We start from the raw sequence: 17,846 nt of genomic DNA on the forward strand, positions 1-17,846 counted from the left end.
ACTCCGGGAGCGGTGACTGTGGCGTTCATCGGTGTCGTGGGGACGAGTCGGCGATCGAAGTCGGTTCGCGAGGTCACTGCGAGTCGTGCTGGCCCTCGTGGACCGGGAACGCGACCTCGACCGTCGCGTGGTACTCCGTCACCTCGCCGTCCTCTACCTCGGCCGTCCAGTCCTCGACCTCGACGCCGTTGATGTCGTCGATGGTCTGGCTCGCCTGTGCGACCGCCTCGTCGGCGGCGTCGTTCCACGATTCCTCCGACGTTCCCAGCACTTTGACGATTTTGACTGCAGTCATCGATAGTCCCCGTACGACGCCTGCGCGGGTGATAGCACGGCAAGCCCTCGCAAGCGAGCACGGGCGAGCAGGGGACGAAACGACCCGAACGGGAACACCGATCCCGGCCGCTCAGGAGATCCGGCGGGTCAGCACGAACACGAGCAGGGCCATCAGGATCGACCCCAGCAGCGACTCGACGCCCGCCAGCCAGCGGGCGGCCGTGCCGACCGGCCGGATGTCGCCGTACCCCAGCGTCGAGAAGGTGATCATGCTGAAATACAGGCTCCGGAACAGGATGAAAGCGATCCAGAACGGCGGCGCGTCCTCGGGGCTCTCCAGCGACCAGGTGGTCGTGTCGCCGCCGACCGTCTCCTGAATGCCGCCGGTCAGCGGGTACAGGGCGGCACAGAGGATGATCACCACGGCCGAGGCCCCGAGAACCCGCCAGTGGCTCATCCCGTAGCCGGTCACCCACCGCGACCCCTCGGCTTTGAGCGCCGTCGCGTGGTCGCCCTCGTGCCAGGCGAGCCGCCGGCGCAGGTCCTTCTCGTCGAGGTAGTAGCTCCGGGCCTCGATCGGCAGGGCGTTGTTCTCGTGGAGGTCCCGGATCTCCCGGTAGCTCCAGATGGCCGCCTGCGCCGCCCGGACGTAGTCGGCGTCGCCGACGTCGTCGAGTTCGGTCTCGTAGACCGTCCGGTCGCCGAACGCCGTCGCGCGGCTGATGCGGACGTTCGAGAAGACCGCCTGATCGAAGCGGGCGTTCGTCAGGTCGGCCGCCCGGAGATCGCAGACGTTCAGCGACGCGTCTTCGAGGTTCGCTCCGGAGAAATCCGCTCGCCGGGCCGAGACGTGTTCGAGCGACGCCTCCCGCATATCGGCGCCGGCCAGCGACGCGTCGTGCAGGTCGACCGCCTTGAGGCTCGCGCCGATGAGCGTACACTCCTCGAACCAGTCGACGCCGTTCAGGCTCACCCGGTTGAGGATCGCGCCGTCGAGGCGCTCGGGTGCGTCCGGCTCGTCGTCGGCCAGCGCCTCGCGCGGCTTGACGTTCAGGTCGGCGTGCCAGAGACACCGGTCCTCGTCCTCCCAGGTCTCCCGCCAGCACGACACCGCCCCCACGTTTGGCAGCGTGCTCACGTCGTACGTGAACCCGCACCGACCGTCCGGGACCGCCTCCGAATCGGCCAAAGAGGGCGTTTTATCGGACATCGTTCCCGTGCCGTATCGCGGTCGCTCTCACAGCCGGAGTTCGCGGTGTCGCCGTCGCGAACACGTCAGTCCGCCTCCTCCGGGATGGTGAAATCTTCCTTGTGTTTGCTGCGCCACTCGTCGACGGTGTTCATCACCGGCGCGGCCGTGATCCCGTGGATCGCCAGCGACGCGACGACGACGAACCCCAGCAGCGCCCACAGCTGGTCGGTCGCGACCACCAGTTCGAACTCCTGGAACGACGCCGCGTTCAGCGCGTGAGCGAGGTAGTAGAACGACCCGATCCCGCGGACGCCGTAGGAGGCGATTATCGCCCGCTCCTGCCACAGATCCGGGGCGCCGGCCATCCCGATCAACCCCGCGACCGGGCGGACGAGGAGGATAAACGCCAGCCCCACCGCCGCGTCCAGTATCGTCAGCGAGTCCAGCAGCCCGCCCGCGAGCGTCCCGCCGAACAGCACCAGCACCGCCGCCATCAGGAGTCGCTCGACGAGCACCGCGAAGTCGTGGAGCTTCTGGTAGTAGGCGTGCTCCCACTCGTAGTGACGCAGGACGAGCGCCGCGACGAACACCGCGATGAACCCGTAGCCGTGGACGAGTTCGGTCGCGGCGTAGGCCAAAAGCGTCGCCGCCAGCGCCTCGGCGCCCTCCATGACCCGGGCGAGGTCGGTGCTCGACGGCCGGCCGAAGATGAACCGGGCGATGAGGTAGCCGACGACGACGCCGCCGATCACCCCGACGACGATCTTGTAGAGGACGTGATAGAGAAACCAGTCGCCGAGCCACGCCATCGACGACAGCGACGTCGGGTCGACCGTCGCGAGGTTGACGCCGGCGATCACGATGGCGAGGTTGGTAAAGGGGAACGCGAGCCCGTCGTTGAGTCCAGCCTCGGAGGTGAGCGCGAACCGGATCGCCCCCTCCTGTTCGGTGGGGTCGACCTCCTCGTTGGTCTCGGCGGTCGGCGGCGTCGCCTCGACCGTCGAGGCCAACACCGGGTCCGTCGGCGCCACGACCGCACCCAGCAACACCGCCGTCGCGAGGTTGAGATCAAGCACCCACCACCCGAGGAACGTCGCCGCCGCGATCGTCAGCGGCATCGTGATGCCGAGCAGGCGCCACGTCGAGGACCACGCCCGCCAGTCGAACGGCCGGTCGAGTTTCAGCCCCGCCCCCATCAGCGCGATGATCACCACCAGTTCGGTGAGTCGCTCGGTGGCGTCGGGATACTGGACCGGGTCGGGCGCCGGCACGCCGACGGGAGCGGAGAAGATCGCAAAGCCCGCGATGACGTAGATGAGCGGAAACGACATCGGCTTGTCGGCGAAAAACCGCGGTAACACGACTGCCCCGAGGATCGCGAGGCTCACGACTACGAGCGCCCATTCGTACACTGCCATACCCGTTGTTGGGCGCCCCGACGAAAGGAACTTTTGCCGGCTCGCTGGTGAGACGCCCGCGGATCCACGGCGTTCGGGTGCCGGTCAGGTCCTACTCGTCGCCGACGACCCCCTCTTCGTCTCGCGCGGCGGTCGCGCCGTCGCGATCGGACCCCTCGCTGCCGTGTGCGCGGGCGCCGGACTTCTCGACCGGGGTCTCGATCTCCGCCTCCGCGTCCCACTGGCCCCACTGTTCGGGGTCGATGTCGACCTCGACGTCGACGACGTGGTGGTCCTCGCGGGGTCGCAGGATGAACGGCCCCGCCGAGAGGGTCCGGAGCGTGACGGCCGCCAGCCGGATCACGTGCGCCGTGAGGACGACGTACGGCGCCAGCGAGACGGTGTACGCGAACAGCACGAACACCGACAGCGACGAGAGCGGCCCGACCGGAACGTTCGGGATGATGCTCGAATCCAGCGCGAGGATGAGATACGAGATGAAGACGATCACCGGCAAGGAGACGTACAGCAGCGTCGCCGACAGCCGCGCCATCTCCCGCTTGTAGTACAGCGACTGGAAGTGCTCCCGGCCCGTGCCGAAGAACTTGAGCGTGTCAATCAGGTCCGACAGCGCCGACGCCTGTTCCTCAGTCAGCGAGTCGCTGTACTGCTGTTGCAGCCGTCGCGCGGTGTTGAGCTGCCAGGAGTAGTCGTAGTGAAGTCCCGCCGAGAGCACGCGGAAGGTGCCGAACTGCGCGCCGTCGAGCGTCTCCGCCGCCTCCCGCGTGTCCGTGAACACGTCCTCGGCGAACTCCCGGACCTCCTCCTCGAACGCCTCGTTTCTATCCCCACCGGCCACCCGCCGCAGTTCCGTGGTCTCCTGGTGGATCGTGTAGAGGATCGCCTGCAGGAAGTCCGCGGGCCGTCCCGGGCTGACGTCGGCGTCGATCAGTTCCTCGGCGCGGCGGCGGAACTCCAGCGAGGCGTCGATGCGCTCCTCCTCAGTCATGATGTCCGTGATCTCCGCCGAGAGGACGATGGAGCTGATCGAGGTGACGATGGAGACGACGAGGATCGCCCCGCGCAACAGCGCCTCGAACAGCGTCTGGAGCGTCGTCGTCTCCGAGAGCAACCGTTCCATGTCGAACGGCCGCGCGAGCGCCAGCGCCACGAACGTCGAGAAGACGGCCGCCAGCAGCGCGAGCGCCACCACCGACCGGTTCCCGGTGAACAACAGCCACTGGGCGAGACCGGTCCGTCGAAACCGGCCCATGACCGCCGTCGCTGCGTCGAACGGCGCGGACGTCAGCCGCTCCCGACGGTTCTCTCCCTCGGCCATCGTTCAGACGCCGGGACGGCGACCGCTCGGCTGTCCGGCGCTCAGACGACGAGCGACAGGCCGGCGAGTCGCGAGCGCCACTGCCGGGGATCGACCCCGCTCGACCGCACTGACCGCTGACTTGGACATGCCGGTACAAGGGCCGCGACGCATTTATTCTCGGGGCCGTCGCGCACGGACTCGGGGCGCGACGGTTCGACCGTCAGGACTGTCCCGTCTTCAGGTCGACGTCCTCGAAGGTGACGGTCACCGGCTCGCCGTAGCGGTCGCCGTTCTCCTCGTCGTGGCGGTGGAACGTCGGCGGCCCGACGCGGACCTCCAGCGTGTAGGTGCCGTCCCCGGGCAGCCGCACGTTCGCCCCGTAGTGGTACAGCCCGGGGTGCCACAGCAGCGGCAGCGTCGCCGCCTCGACCTCCTCGCCGTCCTCGTCGGCGATGCGGACGCTCACCTCCGCGCCCGGGACGAACCGTCCGTCGTCGACGTCCGCGACGGCGACCTCGACGTGGCAGTTCTCGTCGTCGGGCTCGCGCCACTCGAACCCGCCGCCGTCGGTGAGTTCGTAGAGGCCCTCGGCTTCCTCCTGGGCGAACCCGACGACGTAGTCCTCGGCCTCGGTCATGTCGCCGGTGTGAGCGACTTCCTCGGTCATGTAGCGCAGCGACCGCTGGTAGGCCTCCCCCTCCGCGCGGGCCAGTTCCAGTTGGCGGTCGTCGACCTCCTCGCTCGTCGTCTTGCCGTGCTGGCTCATGCCGCCTCCTTCGCCCGGGTCGGCAGTAACCACTCGGCCGGCAAGCGAAGGGACGCCTGCTGTCCGGTCTCTCTGTCCAGTCCGGCCCTTCGATCGAGCGCTCGACCCCGCACGTTCCGGGCGAACTTTCAACCGCTCTCCGGGCGAGGATCTCACCCCTTCGGAGGCCCGAGTACATGACACCCTCAGACGACGCGACTCGCGGAGCCGGGGACGACGAACTCGCCGGCCGCCACGGATCGATCTGGATGGACACGTCCGAGCGGACCGACTACGACCCCCTCGACGGCGACCGACACGTCGACGTCGCCGTCGTCGGCGGCGGGATCGCCGGCGTCACGACCGCCTACGAACTCACCGAGGCCGGTCGCTCGGTCGCCGTCCTCGAACGCGACCGGATCCTCGACGCTACGACCGGGCGTACCACCGCCAAGGTGACCTCGCTCCACGGACTCGTCTACGACCACCTGATCGACCACTTCGGCGTCGAACGCGCCCAGCAGTACGCGGACGCCAACGAGGCCGCCATCGAGCACGTCGCCGACACCGTCGACGACCTCGGCATCGACTGCGAGTTCGGCCGCGCGCCGGCCTACACTTACGTCGATCCCGGCGGGAGCCGAGGGGACGTGCGCGCGGAAGTCGACGCCGCCCGCCGCCTCGGCCTCCCCGTCTCCTTCGTCGAGGAGACCGACCTCCCCTACGACATCGGCGGTGCCGTCCGCTTCGACGACCAGGCGTACTTCCACCCGCGCAAGTACCTGCTCGCGCTCGCCGCGGAGGTCGCCGACGCCGACGGCCCGGGCGGCGTCTTCGAGGAGACGACCGTCCACGAGATCGACGACGGCGACCCCTGCCGCGTCGACACCGACCGCGGCGAGGTCGTCGCCGACGACGTCGTCGTCGCCTCGCACTTCCCGATTTCCGACGACGCGCTGTACTTCTCGCGGCTCAGCCCCAAGCGGTCGTACGTCGTCGCCGCACGACTCGACGACGACGTCCCCGAGGGGCTGTACTACGACCCGGAGGAGCCGTACTTCTCCGTGCGCCCCCACGCCGGCGAAGACTCGCTCGTGCTGATCGGCGGCCAGAACCACCGTACCGGCCACGCCGACCGCACGACCGACCGCTACCGGAAGCTCGAACGGCAGGCCCGCGAGCGCTTCGACGTCGCGTCAATCGAGTACCGCTGGGCCACACAGGACTACACGTCGATCGACAAGGTCCCGTTCGTGGGGAAAGCCGCGCCGCAGACCCGCGACATCTACGTCGCGACGGGTTTCGGCGGCTGGGGGATGACCAACGGCACCGTCGCGGGTCTGCTGCTCGCGGACCTGATCTGCGGCCGCGAGAACCCGTGGACGGACGTCTACGACCCGACGCGCTTCGAGTTCGGCGCCTCGAAGTCGGATCTGCTCTCGCACAACAAACACGCGATGAAACACCTGTTCGAGGGGTACGTGGAGTCTCATCCGGATCTGGACCTGTCGGGGCTGGCGCCCGGGGAAGCCATCGTCGCCGACGAGCGCGACGACCCCGTCGCGGCCTATCGCGACGAGACCGGGGAGGTCCACGCCGTCTCCGCCGTCTGCCCGCACATGGGCTGTCTCGTCACCTGGAACGACGGCGAGGAGTCGTGGGACTGCCCCTGCCACGGCTCGCGGTTCGACGTCGATGGGACCGTCCTCGACACCCCCGCGGTCGACGATCTCGACCAGATCGACGTGGAGTACCCCACGGACCAGTGACCGCGAGTCCGTGACTACGGAGCAGTGACTCTCCGACCGTCACACCGCCGAAAAATACCGCGGGATCCGTTCTCGACCGGTGCTCCGGTCAGGTCCGTGCCGCTGGCGTCGCGACGTCGGTATCACGCGCCTCGTAAGCGCTGTAGGCGCCGAGGAGGAACGTAAGCAGCCCGACAGCGATGTCGTTCCAGAACTCGATGTCCGCCTCGACCGCGGCCGTCCCCTCTGTCGAGCCGAGGATGAACGGCGTCGCGATCAGCCAGAGCCCGAGCAGTGCGACGAACGCACCGACGCCGACGCTGCCGAGCTGGTCGTTCGCGCGGCGGTAGTAGTTGTAGCCACCGAGCACGAGGAGTGCGGCGCCGACGATGATGTCGCTCCAGAAGTTCCCCGCGATCGGATCGAGGATGAACGACTGCGCGAGCATCCACAGCCCGAGCAGCGCGACGAGCAGCGAGATCCACTTCCCGCTCTCGGTCGGATTCGTGTCTACCTCGCGTTCGTCGTAATCGTCCTCGCGGTACTCGTCCTGGTCGTATGCGTCGCTCTCGCTCATGGGTATCGCCACCTATCAGTTGGGGCTGGACACGTTTATATTGCCGACTCCGTCCACCGGGTTGACACCGGGAAAGGCTCCCCTAGACGCTGAACTGCCGAAAACAGTACATCCGTTCGCTCGGCGGCCCCCTCCTTGGGCTCCGCGGCGAGTTCCGCCGGCCGGGCTGCACCGTCCGAGAACGGTAGGGTCGCGCTGGCCCCGATCGGAAGAGCATGTTATCCCGAACAGATGGATCCCGCCCGGCCCGCCCCCGGACACTGCGTACCGAGTACTTAGGGGCCGAGGACGCGATATCGAGGTCGTGAGTCGAGCACTCGCAGACCGACGAGAACGTGACGCCTCCGACAGCGCCGACCCGCCTCCCGGGAACCGCGCGCTCGCGGGCCGAGTCCGCCGAGGGCTCGAAGGCGGCCTCCTCGCGACGCTCGTGATGACGGTCTACCGGCTCCCGGTTACCCGCTCGCTCCCACCGACGGCCGACTTCTGGGCGCAGTTCGTCGGCGACGGCGCGCCCGAGGACTACCCCGTCCCCGCGCTCGTCCTCCACTTCATCTACGGTGGGACTGCGGGCGCGGCCTTCGCCGCGTCGCTCCGCGGCCGTGAGTCCGTCGACGCGGACGACCCGAGATACGACCGCCAGCGCGGTCCGCCGACGTATTCGGGGGAAGTTCCGACGACCGTCGCCGGACTGCTGTACGGGCTCGCCCTCTCGGCGTTCGGCGAACGGTTTGTCCTCGGGGGGCTCCTCGACGTCGACCCCGACGACCGCGTCGCGTTCCACGTCGGGCACGCCCTCTACGGGATTACCCTCGGCGCGTGGGTCGGAACCAGAACGACCGACCGGGAGTGAGCTACACATTTCGACACCGAATGCCGTCGGGGATGTGATATCCTGAGCGTTGGAAAAGGGGCGCGTGACCGTCGTGAAGAGTCGGGTTCGGGGGCTCGGAGCCGCGGTCGAGACGGTCCGCGAGTTCCCCTCGTCTGTCGTCGCGTATCCAGACCAGCGCTGCGTTACCAGGTCTGCTGCGTACCGCCCATGCGTCCCATCTGCTGCCCCTGCGTCAGCTGCTGAGTCGCCGAGACGGCCTGCGGGAGGACGCTCGCACACTCCTGGCAGTGCGAGGACTGGTGGTGACCGCACTCCTGTGCGCACTCCTGGGCGGCCTGCTGGAACGCCTGGACGAGCTGTGTCGTGTACCGCGACGAGCGCGGCGCGATCGCGAGGACGGCCTCGCCGAGTTCGACGACGTCCTCGCACAGTCGGATGCACTCGATCATGTTCGGATCTGCGGACTGGATACACTGGTCGGCACACCACCCGCACACCTGGATCGCCTGCGCTACCTCGTGGAGCGCCGTCCGTGTCTGCTGTGGGAGCGTGCCGCCGGACTGCATCATCGACTGCTGGTTTGTCGGCTGTTGGGTCATCTGGTTCGTCGGTCCGAGTTGCTGTGACATGAGAGACACCGGGCGTGAACCCGCCCGCAACTTCCCCGACGGTTCACATATAAACGGTCGATAGTTGTCCCATCTATACGGCTGTTACTCCGGTCTCGACGGCGTTCGAGGGCGGAAACGTAGTCTTACCCGTTCGACTCGTCCCGCGTTACCGGCAAAACCGAACTGTCCCGAGTGAGCGACTGCGGAAAGGGGACTGAACCGGAGAACTGCGAGAGGAAGATGGAGAGTCACGAGGGCGATTGAGTGGTTTCTGAAGGGTCACGACCTATGGGAGAAGAGAGAATGGAGAAATGGTCACCGAGACACACACACCACGTTTCCGGTGAAACGGGGGAAGAGGGCGGGGGTGGGGGGAAGAGCAGGGTGGAATCTGGGCGGGGAAAAGATAGAATAATTAGATGAACTGGATCGCGCCCACACTTAGTTTGAATAATTCGCCGACCGAGAAAAGGAAATAAACCATTTCCTGTGCCTGTACTCACTCACTCACTTCTACTAAAGAAAGATTTAATTAATATAATATAGAGAGATCTGATCTAGACTAGTAGACTAGAAACAGACGCTGAATAACAACTCTAGGAGGGATACGGGGAGAAACATGATCTCCACAGCTCAACAGACAACGATCGATTCTATCTATCCTTACTACTCCATAACTACTAGAACCTCTTTTTAATAGGTTTATATACTTCTTTAAGTGGGCGGTGATATCCTGCAAGATATCACCACACCGCATCTCGATTTCTCACCTGGCTGTGATCCTCACATCCGCTTGTCCCGTTCTCGTCAACGTCCTATCGTGAAACCGCAGAATTCACCGGAAATCCGGTGTGTGTTTCTCACACTCACTCTCGTAAGAGACCACTGTCTGTCAGCTCTTGTTTACAGACTCCTGTCTATAGAATCTTGTCTGCGGACTTCTGCCTGCAGGTTTCTCTCACTCCTTTTCTTCGCTATCGATCTTCCACCCTTTCATTCCGATCAGCCGGTAAGTATTGTCTCTACCCGAAACACATTTCATCCAGGTCTGGAACCTACCCGGTCAACCCCCGTTTCATGTGGACCCCCTCACCCCCCGGTTTCCCCGTTTCACCGGAAACGTGGTGTGTGTGTCTCGCCCCGATCTGACACCCTCCATCCGAGAATCCCCGGCGCTAGGAAAGAATAAAGTGATTTCACCGGAAACGTGGTGTCACCATCGCATGCCGGACTCCGACGATCTCTTCATCCGGGAAGACCCGATCTTCGTCCAGAAGGAGCTGCTGGAGATCAACCACCTCCCCGACGAAGGGCGGATCGTCGGTCGCGACGAGGAGATTCAGGAACTCGCGAACGCGGTGAACCCGGCCATCTTCGGCCAGAGCCCGAGTAACGTCCTCATCTACGGGAAGACGGGCACCGGGAAGTCGCTGTGTGCGAAACACGTCTCCCGGCGGCTCGTCTCGACCGCGAACGACGAGGACGTCGCCGCAACCTTCGCGTACGTCGACTGCGCGCAGGACTCGACGGAGACCCAGGCCGTCCAGACTATCGCGGCGTCGCTGAACGACCCCGACCGGACGGACATCAAGATCCCCGACAAGGGCATCGCGACGTCGACGTACTACAAGCGACTGTGGCGGATCCTCGACGACTGCTACGACGTCGTCCTCGTCATCCTCGACGAGATCGACAAACTCGAAGACGACGACATCCTGATGCAGCTCTCGCGAGCGGGCGAAGCGGGGAAGATCGACTCCTGCAAGATCGGCGTCATCGGCATCAGCAACAAGATCAAGTACAAAGAAGAGCAGCTCAACGAGCGGGTCAAATCGAGCCTCTGCGAGCGGGAGTTCGTCTTCCCGCCGTACGACGGGACCCAGCTCAACCACATCATGGAGGCGCGGAAAGACGCCTTCCGCGAAGGCGTCCTCGAGGACGGCGTCATCCCCAAGGCGTCGGCGCTGGCGGCCCGGGAACACGGTGACGCCCGGCAGGCGATCGACATCCTCCGCTACGCGGGCGAGATCGCCCAGTCCCGCGGCGCCGACCGCGTCACCGAGGAGTTCGTCGTCGACGCTCGCGAACGAGCCGAGACCGACCGCTTCCGGGAACTCATCCGCGGCTCGACGCCCCACTCTAGGTACGTCCTCCAGGCACTGACCGTGCTCTCGCTGAACCAGACCAACCAGGACGGGTTCCGGACGACGGAGATATACGACGTCTACAAGGAGATCTGCCGGCAGGAGAGTTCGGACATGCTCTCGCTGCGGCGCGTCCGCGACCTGCTCAAGGAACACGCCTTCCTCGACATCATCGAGCAGTCGCGACACAGCGGCGGGAGCGCCGAGGGGAGCTACACCAACCACAAACTTCTCGAAGACCCCGCGGTCGTCCGCGACGTCCTCGCCGACACGATCTGACCTCCTCGCCCGTTCTGTCGCTTTCGGGCACGGTGTGAGCGATTCACCGGAAACCCGGTGTCTCACACCGTCTCGTTCCAGTCCTGTCGGGATAGCGATTTCACTGGAAACCCGGTGTGCGATCCTCGAAAATTTCGACACCGCTCCGGTCTCGCGGCCCGATTCACCGGAAATCCGGTGTCTCACCGTCCGAGCGTCTGACGACGCGCCGCTACACCCGGGTTCTTCCGGCTCAGTTCGCACTGTGGAGTGTGGACGTGCTCATCAGGTGTGGCGACGGCGCCGAAAGGGAGAACGGGAAAAATCAGTCGCGGGCGAGATAGGCTGACGCCTGTGCGGCGGTGGGGTGGGGCTCGTCGTCCCGGGGTTCCGACTGCGCCCGGAACGCGGCGATGTCGGAAACGGCGCAGCCCTTCACGCAGGAGATGCGCTCGGGGCACCGGCCGAGGTGGGATTGCATCCCGTTGTATCGCCTGGTCGACTCCACGGTGTGTCTCTCCGAGCGCTGGTGGAACAGCACGGTAGTCGTGCCCGAAGCGAGGGTCGAATCGGTTTCCTCGTCGTCGCCGTCCGACTCGTCCTCGTCGCCGAGCTGCTGGGATCTGTACGCCTCCGCGCTGAGCTGTTCGAGGTCGTCCCTCGACCGGCCGCTGTCCTCCTCGCCGTTGATGCCGACGTCCGATAGCGCCTGCTCTGGTCGCTCGTCCGGTCGCTCGGTGCGCTGGTTCTGACCGTCCATCTGACGGTGGATCCACGGACCGTTTCGGTCCGTTCCGTTCGGAACGTCGGGGTCGTCGTCGCCGGGACTGCCGCGGTGACGACCGTGCGTAGGTTCGTGTAGACTCATGGTGAGATTCGCTGGACCGCGTCGTCCGATTGCAGCCGTACGTACCCTCCAGACCCGCATAAACCCATGATACCGTTCGATCTGTCCCGTTTCACGAAAGTCGGCGTTACCCGTGCCCCCTGGTCACATGGGCCGGTTACTTCGGTTCGCCGACGTGATTCCGGCCAGAGGGACCCTCTGGCGCGGAGTAATCTCGGCTGAACGACCCGTTGCCCTCCCGTAATCTATTGCTTACTGTCGGGATTACAGGGGTACGAGTGTAAGCGAATCTCCCGACCGTCCCGGTTCGGCGATCCGGTTCGATCGTCCGTTCGACCCGCCGGTCCGCCGGGAATTCCACAGATTTCATGCCGATTCGAGCGGTGGGTCGCGCATGGAGTACGTCTGGGCCGCAGTCGCCGCCGGCGTCGCGGTGGTCGTCCTCGTCGTCGCGCTGATCCGGCGGCGGCGCTCGTCGGATCGCCGCGCGTCCAAGCGCGCACACGAGGCGGCACAGGAGCGCGACCCGCCGGTCGAGATCGGCGAGACCTACGAGTTCGGGGTCGTCGAGTTCACGGACCACCACTCGGGCGATCGGGTCGCCGTGGGCAAGGTCGAGGGGTTCGTCCTGTTCACCGAGGACGTACCCGACTCGCTCGCGGAGGGCGACGCGATCCGGGCGCGGGTCCTCTCGTTCAACCGGGGACGCACCTCGGCGGACGCGGCGTTCGTCGAGCGGGCGTAGATCGCTGTCTGGATCCGGTCGACGCCGACCGTTAGCGCGATTCGCCGTCCGCTCGAACGCGCGGGTCGAGCGACCCGTAGAGGACGTCCTGCAGGAAGTTCCCGGCGATGCCGAAGACGACGATGACCATCGTCGTCCAGATGACGAGCGCGGTGTCGCTCTGGCGGATGGCACGGAGGCTCGCGTCGGCCAGTCCCCGGATGCCCACGACCCCCTCGATGATGTAGATGTTCAACACGAGGACGGCGAGCAGCTCGGTCATCGATAGCGAGACGATCGGGATCGCGGCGTTGCGGAGGACGTGGCGGGCGAGTCGGAGCCGGTTGGCGCCTTTCGCCCGGAGCATCTTCACGAACGCCCGACCGGTCTGTTCGAGCGCGGAGGCGCGGGCGAATCGCACCTGTCCGGCGAGGAGGCTCACGGCGACGGCGAGGGTCGCGAGCGCCTGCGGACCCAGCGCGGGGACGACCCCGCTCGTCTCCGCGAAGTGCGTGAAGTAGATGACGAACATGAAGACGGGGAGGCCGAACAGCGCGTAGGCCGCGACCCGGACCGACCAGTCGAAGCCGCTGTCCTTCGCGAGCGCGGCGAACAGGCCGAGCGCCACGCCCAGCAGAACGGCGAGTGCGACCCCCGGGATCACGTAGCCGAGCGTCGCCTGGACGCGGCCGTCGAGGACGGCGACCACCGGCTGGCGGTAGGCGAAGGAGTAGCCCCAGTCCAGGGTCGTCACGTCGACGAGCCACTCGGCGTAGCGCTCGTAGACCGGGACGTCGAGGTCGCGCGCCTGGAGGTACCCCTGCCGGATCTCCTCCAGTCGCTCCTCGGACGCACCGCCCCACTCCGCGAGAGCGACTCGCCGCTTCATCGGGAGCAGGACGACGCTGTTGATGACGAAGAACGTCAGCGTCACGACGGCGTACACGGACAGGACGGCGAAGGCCGCGCGCCTGAGGAGAAACCGAACGTAACTCATCTGTCGGGACCACCCCGGGCGCTCGCCGGGACCGGGGCAGCGGGGGGTCGCTGGGGGACCATCGGTCGTCCCTGTGGTATGTCATAGCACATAATAAAACTTCATTTGGGCGGCCGTGCCAATGCGGGCCATGCCCTCCACCGATTCCGACGCTCCAGAGTTCACCCGAATCGACTGGGACGCCGAGACCGGGGGCCGACGACGCCCGGCGGCCCGGACGGTCGGGTTCGGCCTCGCGCTCGCGGCCGTCGGCGCGCTCCTCGCGTACGACGTCGTCGTCGAGCCCGCGAAGACGGTTCCGCCGCTCGAGTGGGACGTCCGCCAGACGGGCTGGATCGTCCTCGTCTCGCTGGTCGTTCTGGCGCGGTACGTCCTCGTGCCGCTGGTCGCGGACCGCGAGCGGACGGCGCGACACGTCCGCGCGTTCCTGGCCCGACCTGCTGGCGTCTTGGCGTTCGTCTACCTCGCCGCGTTCGCGCTGCTGGGATTGCTCGGGCCGGAACTGTTCGAGTTCTCCTACGCGAAGCTCGACCATCAACTCCAGCCCCCGGTCTTCGCGAGCGTGAACATGAGCGCCACCGACGGGTACTCCTGTCTCGGTCCCGTCGTCGACGGCTTCTGTCAGGGGACGTGGCAGTACCCGCTCGGGACCAACTACATCGGTGAGACCGTGTTGAAGGACCTGATCGCCGGGATCCACGTCGCGTTCAAGCTCGGCATCGCGGCGGGCGTCATCATGGCCACCGTCGCGACCGTCGTCGGGACGACCGCGGGCTACTACGGCGGCCGGGTCGACGATCTGGTGATGCGGTACGTCGACGTCCAGCAGACGATCCCGGCCATCGTCGTCTACCTCGTCGTCGCGACGCTGTACCTCGGGAACGTCGAGAACATCGCGGACGGCGGCCTGTTCGCGTTCGCGCTCGTGTTCGGTCTGCTCGACTGGGGCGGCATCGCCCGACTCGTCCGCAGCGAGGCGATGCAACGGCGGACCGCCGGCTACGTCCGCGCCGCCAGGGCCGCCGGCGCCAGCGACCTGCGGGTGATCCGCCGCCACGTCGTCCCCAACTCGACGGCGACGATCGTCACCGCGCTCACCCGCCGCATCCCGCTGCTCATCCTCGCGCACGTCGGTCTGGTGTATCTCGAACTCAACAGCACGCGCCCGATTTCGCTGGGCGGCGTCATCCGCTCGGGCCTCCGCAATCGCTACATGCCCTGGCACGTCAAGTGGTGGACGACGCTCCCGGCGGTGCTCGTCCTCGTCGGTCTCGTCGTCGCGTTCAACGTCTTCGGCGACACCGTCCGCGACGTGCTCGATCCCCGCGAGGAGGTGCGGTAGATGGCTGATCCGCTGCTCTCCGTCCGGGATCTGCGCGTCCGATTCGACGGCGACGACGGGACCGTCCGCGCCGTCGACGGCGTCGACTTCGACGTGGCCCCCGGCGAGACGGTCTGTCTCGTCGGTGAGTCGGGCTCCGGGAAGACCGTCGCCTGTGAGTCGATCACCCGCCTGCTCCCGACGGGACTGGCCGATATATCCGGCGAAGTCCGCTTCGACGGCACGGACCTAACTGACCTCTCCGAGTCGGCGCTCGAATCGTACCGCGGCGGGCGGATCGGCCACGTCTTCCAGAACCCGCAGGACGCGCTCGACCCCGTCTACACCGTCGGCGCACAGGTGGTGGAGGCGATCCGGATCCACCGCGAGGTCTCGAAGTCGGAAGCCCGCGCGGAGGCGATCGACCTGCTCGACCGCGTCGGCATCGGCGACGCAGCGGCCCGCTTCGACGACTACCCCCACCAGTTCTCCGGCGGGATGAAACAGCGCGCGGTCGTCGCGATGGCGCTGGCCTGCGACCCCGATCTCCTGATCGCCGACGAGCCGACGACGGCGCTGGACGTGACCATCCAGCGCCAGGTCCTCGACCTCCTCGCGGACCTGCAGGCCGAGCGGGGGATGGCGCTGCTGTTCGTCACCCACGACCTCGGCGTCGTCGCCGAGATCGCCGACCGCGTCGTCGTGATGTACGCCGGGAACGTGATGGAGACCGGCGACGTCTACGACGTCTTCGAGGCGCCCGCCCACCCCTACACGCGGGCGCTGCTGGCCTGCCTCCCCGGCCGCGGCGAGCGATTCGAGACCATCGGAGGGTCGATCCCCGACCCGACCGACCCGCCCGCAGGCTGCCGGTTCCATCCCCGCTGTTCCCACGCCGTCCCCGAGTGCGAGGAGGGCGACCAGCCCGCGTTCCGGTCGGTCGAGTCGAACGACGCCGAGCCGGACAGCAGCGGATCTGCTACCCCTGCCGACCATCAGGCCTCGTGCGTGCTCTACGACGACGGGCATGCGCTCCCGCCGGAACTGGAGGTGGCCGATGACTGACGAGCCGCTGCTCGCCGTCCGGGACCTGGAGAAGCACTACCCGGTCCGCTCGGGCCTACTGCGGCGAGTCACCGGCCACGTGAAAGCCGTCGACGGCGTGAGCTTCGACGTCCGCGCCGGCGAGGCGTTCGGCCTCGTCGGCGAGTCCGGCTGCGGCAAGTCGACGACCGCGGGGACGCTGCTTGGCCTCGAAGCGCCGACCGGCGGGGAGGTCCGATTCGACGGGCGAGACGTCTCGTCGCTCGGCGGCGACGAACGCGACCGCTTCCGCCGGCGGGCACAGATCGTCTTCCAGGACCCCAACTCGGCGTTCGACCCGCGGCTGACCGTCGTCGAGTCGGTCGCCGAACCGCTCGCGATCCACGGGATCAACGACCCCGAGCGCCGCCGGGAAGTCGCCGTCGACGCGCTCGAACGGGTCGGACTCTCGACGGCGGACGCGGATCGGTACCCCCGCGCGTTCTCCGGCGGGCAGAAACAGCGGATCGCTCTCGCCCGCGCGCTCGTCCTCAACCCGGACCTCCTCGTCGTCGATGAGCCCGTCAGTGCACTCGACGTGAGCGTCCAGGCGGAGATCCTCTCGCTGCTGGAGGACCTCCGGACGGACCTGGACCTGGCGATGGTGCTCATCAGTCACGACCTGAGCGTGGTCAGGGAGGTGTGCGACCGCGTCGGCGTGATGTACCTCGGCGAGATAGTCGAACGCGGCCCCGTCGACGGCATTTTCGGGGACCCGCAGCACCCCTACACCGAAGCGCTGCTCTCGTCGATCCCCGAGCCGGACCCCCGCGCTCGCGACGACGCCGTCGAGCTGACCGGCGACGTGCCCGACCCCGCGAACCCGCCCGCGGGCTGTTCGTTCCACCCGCGCTGTCCGAGCGTCATCCCGCCCGACGGGTTCGAGTTCGAAGCCGGGCGCTTCCGCGCGGTTCACGACCTCCGGCTGGCCGCCGCGGACGGTACCGTCGACCCGGCCGAGTTCGACGACCCCGCGGCGGTCCGCGCCGAGTTCGGACTGGCCGACGAACTCGCGGACCCCGACGCCGAGCGCGTCCTCGACGAGGCGGCCCAGTCGCTGGCGGCCGGGAACGCCGAGGCGGCGGCGGAGCGGCTCGAAGAGGCCTTCGAGAGCGTCTGCGAACGGGAGGGTCCCGCGCTCGAACCGACGGCGGCTGGCCACCCGGCGGCGTGTCTCCGCCGGGGGGATCCGGCTGCGGACGAGGAAGCGGAGGAGGCGAAAAATTCCCGCTGAGAGCGCCCGGCCCCGGCGTCGCTACGGTTCGATCCGATCGAGCGCCGCGGTCAGCGCCCGCTCGACGATCCGTTCTTTCACTTCCCGTCTGGACCCGTCGAACTGGCCGCGTTCGACGACCGCGAAGGGATCGCTTCCGGATTCGTCGCCGCTCCCGGCGTAGGCGATCCCGACGTAGACGGTCCCGACGGGCGTCTCGTCGTCGCCGCCGGTCGGCCCGGCGTACCCGGTCGTGGAGACGCCCCAGTCGGCGCCGGTCTCGTCGCGGACGTGCCGGGCCATCGCACTCGCGACGGGTTCGCTCACGGCGCCGTGGCGCTCCAGCGACTCCCGGGAGACCGCGAGCAACTGCCGCTTCGTCCGGTTCGTGTAGGCGATGACCCCGCCGACGAAGTACTCGCTCGACCCGGCGACGCCGGTGACCGTCGACCCGAGCAGGCCGCCGGTACAGGACTCCGCGACGGCCAGCGTCTCGCCGCGCTCGCAGAGCGCGTCGCCGATGCGGTCCGCGACCCGCCGTTCGTCTGCCATACCCT

At 67.3% G+C, this 17,846-nt stretch carries 17 protein-coding genes; 7 read left to right on the forward strand and 10 right to left on the reverse strand.

From position 1 onward, the window contains the following. Positions 1-73: 73 nt before the first annotated feature. From AB2U09_RS00540 to AB2U09_RS00560, 5 genes are all read right to left on the reverse strand, one after another. Positions 74-295 (reverse strand): dodecin family protein, encoded by a 222-nt coding sequence (locus AB2U09_RS00540; protein ID WP_459190737.1) that lies wholly within the window; start codon positions 293-295, stop codon positions 74-76. A gap of 111 nt (positions 296-406) precedes the next feature. After that, entirely contained in the window at positions 407-1,486 is a 1,080-nt protein-coding gene (locus AB2U09_RS00545; RefSeq protein WP_459190738.1) for a pentapeptide repeat-containing protein, read from the reverse strand. A 65-nt stretch (positions 1,487-1,551) separates the two neighbouring features. Continuing rightward, a complete protein-coding gene (locus AB2U09_RS00550; protein ID WP_459190739.1) occupies positions 1,552-2,886 on the reverse strand; it encodes a cation:proton antiporter in 1,335 nt (444 codons plus the stop codon). Between the two features lie 91 nt (positions 2,887-2,977). Next, positions 2,978-4,204, reverse strand: a complete 1,227-nt coding sequence (locus AB2U09_RS00555; protein WP_459190740.1) for a DUF7972 family membrane protein — start codon at positions 4,202-4,204, stop codon at positions 2,978-2,980. A gap of 202 nt (positions 4,205-4,406) precedes the next feature. Further along, a complete protein-coding gene (locus AB2U09_RS00560) occupies positions 4,407-4,952 on the reverse strand; it encodes an iron transporter (protein WP_459190741.1) in 546 nt (181 codons plus the stop codon). A 176-nt stretch (positions 4,953-5,128) separates the two neighbouring features. On the opposite strand from AB2U09_RS00560, the gene AB2U09_RS00565 reads away from it, so the two are divergent. Continuing rightward, positions 5,129-6,700 (forward strand): FAD-dependent oxidoreductase, encoded by a 1,572-nt coding sequence (locus AB2U09_RS00565; protein WP_459190742.1) that lies wholly within the window; start codon positions 5,129-5,131, stop codon positions 6,698-6,700. 88 nt (positions 6,701-6,788) lie between these two features. Here the strand turns inward: AB2U09_RS00565 and AB2U09_RS00570 are convergent, their stop codons facing one another. Further along, positions 6,789-7,256, reverse strand: coding sequence for an SPW repeat protein (locus AB2U09_RS00570; protein ID WP_459190743.1), 468 nt, complete (start codon positions 7,254-7,256; stop codon positions 6,789-6,791). 304 nt (positions 7,257-7,560) lie between these two features. On the opposite strand from AB2U09_RS00570, the gene AB2U09_RS00575 reads away from it, so the two are divergent. Beyond that, positions 7,561-8,109 (forward strand): hypothetical protein, encoded by a 549-nt coding sequence (locus AB2U09_RS00575; protein ID WP_459190744.1) that lies wholly within the window; start codon positions 7,561-7,563, stop codon positions 8,107-8,109. A 164-nt stretch (positions 8,110-8,273) separates the two neighbouring features. Here the strand turns inward: AB2U09_RS00575 and AB2U09_RS00580 are convergent, their stop codons facing one another. Continuing rightward, positions 8,274-8,720, reverse strand: coding sequence for a four-helix bundle copper-binding protein (locus tag AB2U09_RS00580; RefSeq protein WP_459190745.1), 447 nt, complete (start codon positions 8,718-8,720; stop codon positions 8,274-8,276). Between the two features lie 1,205 nt (positions 8,721-9,925). On the opposite strand from AB2U09_RS00580, the gene AB2U09_RS00585 reads away from it, so the two are divergent. Beyond that, positions 9,926-11,125, forward strand: a complete 1,200-nt coding sequence (locus tag AB2U09_RS00585; protein ID WP_459190746.1) for a Cdc6/Cdc18 family protein — start codon at positions 9,926-9,928, stop codon at positions 11,123-11,125. Between the two features lie 304 nt (positions 11,126-11,429). Here the strand turns inward: AB2U09_RS00585 and AB2U09_RS00590 are convergent, their stop codons facing one another. Then, positions 11,430-11,864, reverse strand: coding sequence for a hypothetical protein (locus AB2U09_RS00590; protein ID WP_459190747.1), 435 nt, complete (start codon positions 11,862-11,864; stop codon positions 11,430-11,432). Between the two features lie 481 nt (positions 11,865-12,345). Between AB2U09_RS00590 and AB2U09_RS00595 the strand changes: the two genes are divergently transcribed. After that, entirely contained in the window at positions 12,346-12,696 is a 351-nt protein-coding gene (locus AB2U09_RS00595; RefSeq protein WP_459190748.1) for a hypothetical protein, read from the forward strand. Between the two features lie 31 nt (positions 12,697-12,727). On the opposite strand, the gene AB2U09_RS00600 is transcribed toward AB2U09_RS00595, so the two are convergent. Then, the gene (locus AB2U09_RS00600) at positions 12,728-13,672 is read right to left on the reverse strand and encodes an ABC transporter permease (RefSeq protein ID WP_459190749.1); all 945 of its coding nucleotides are present in this window, start codon (positions 13,670-13,672) and stop codon (positions 12,728-12,730) included. Positions 13,673-13,802: 130 nt separating this feature from the next. Between AB2U09_RS00600 and AB2U09_RS00605 the strand changes: the two genes are divergently transcribed. From AB2U09_RS00605 to AB2U09_RS00615, 3 genes are read left to right on the forward strand one after another with little or no spacing between them, the layout of a single operon-like run. Beyond that, on the forward strand, positions 13,803-15,014 hold the full coding sequence (locus AB2U09_RS00605; RefSeq protein WP_459190750.1) for an ABC transporter permease: 1,212 nt from the start codon (positions 13,803-13,805) through the stop codon (positions 15,012-15,014). Beyond that, entirely contained in the window at positions 15,015-16,058 is a 1,044-nt protein-coding gene (locus AB2U09_RS00610; protein WP_459190751.1) for an ABC transporter ATP-binding protein, read from the forward strand. After that, positions 16,051-17,310, forward strand: coding sequence for an ABC transporter ATP-binding protein (locus AB2U09_RS00615; protein WP_459190752.1), 1,260 nt, complete (start codon positions 16,051-16,053; stop codon positions 17,308-17,310). The genes AB2U09_RS00610 and AB2U09_RS00615 overlap by 8 nt, the downstream gene beginning before the upstream one ends. A gap of 21 nt (positions 17,311-17,331) precedes the next feature. Here AB2U09_RS00615 and AB2U09_RS00620 read toward each other — a convergent pair whose 3' ends face one another. Next, positions 17,332-17,841, reverse strand: coding sequence for a CinA family protein (locus AB2U09_RS00620; protein ID WP_459190753.1), 510 nt, complete (start codon positions 17,839-17,841; stop codon positions 17,332-17,334). Positions 17,842-17,846: the final 5 nt, after the last annotated feature.

The sequence above is a fragment of the Halosimplex yunnanense genome, from assembly GCF_054504345.1.

Bases quoted from the DNA above. Each gene is read 5' to 3' on its own strand.
- AB2U09_RS00540 (WP_459190737.1), bottom strand. From the start codon at position 295: ATGACTGCAGTCAAAATCGTCAAAGTGCTGGGAACGTCGGAGGAATCG.
- AB2U09_RS00545 (WP_459190738.1), bottom strand. From the start codon at position 1,486: ATGTCCGATAAAACGCCCTCTTTGGCCGATTCGGAGGCGGTCCCGGAC.
- AB2U09_RS00550 (WP_459190739.1), bottom strand. From the start codon at position 2,886: ATGGCAGTGTACGAATGGGCGCTCGTAGTCGTGAGCCTCGCGATCCTC.
- AB2U09_RS00555 (WP_459190740.1), bottom strand. From the start codon at position 4,204: ATGGCCGAGGGAGAGAACCGTCGGGAGCGGCTGACGTCCGCGCCGTTC.
- AB2U09_RS00560 (WP_459190741.1), bottom strand. From the start codon at position 4,952: ATGAGCCAGCACGGCAAGACGACGAGCGAGGAGGTCGACGACCGCCAA.
- AB2U09_RS00565 (WP_459190742.1), top strand. From the start codon at position 5,129: ATGACACCCTCAGACGACGCGACTCGCGGAGCCGGGGACGACGAACTC.
- AB2U09_RS00570 (WP_459190743.1), bottom strand. From the start codon at position 7,256: ATGAGCGAGAGCGACGCATACGACCAGGACGAGTACCGCGAGGACGAT.
- AB2U09_RS00580 (WP_459190745.1), bottom strand. From the start codon at position 8,720: ATGTCACAGCAACTCGGACCGACGAACCAGATGACCCAACAGCCGACA.
- AB2U09_RS00585 (WP_459190746.1), top strand. From the start codon at position 9,926: ATGCCGGACTCCGACGATCTCTTCATCCGGGAAGACCCGATCTTCGTC.
- AB2U09_RS00590 (WP_459190747.1), bottom strand. From the start codon at position 11,864: ATGGACGGTCAGAACCAGCGCACCGAGCGACCGGACGAGCGACCAGAG.
- AB2U09_RS00595 (WP_459190748.1), top strand. From the start codon at position 12,346: ATGGAGTACGTCTGGGCCGCAGTCGCCGCCGGCGTCGCGGTGGTCGTC.
- AB2U09_RS00600 (WP_459190749.1), bottom strand. From the start codon at position 13,672: ATGAGTTACGTTCGGTTTCTCCTCAGGCGCGCGGCCTTCGCCGTCCTG.
- AB2U09_RS00605 (WP_459190750.1), top strand. From the start codon at position 13,803: ATGCCCTCCACCGATTCCGACGCTCCAGAGTTCACCCGAATCGACTGG.
- AB2U09_RS00610 (WP_459190751.1), top strand. From the start codon at position 15,015: ATGGCTGATCCGCTGCTCTCCGTCCGGGATCTGCGCGTCCGATTCGAC.
- AB2U09_RS00615 (WP_459190752.1), top strand. From the start codon at position 16,051: ATGACTGACGAGCCGCTGCTCGCCGTCCGGGACCTGGAGAAGCACTAC.
- AB2U09_RS00620 (WP_459190753.1), bottom strand. From the start codon at position 17,841: ATGGCAGACGAACGGCGGGTCGCGGACCGCATCGGCGACGCGCTCTGC.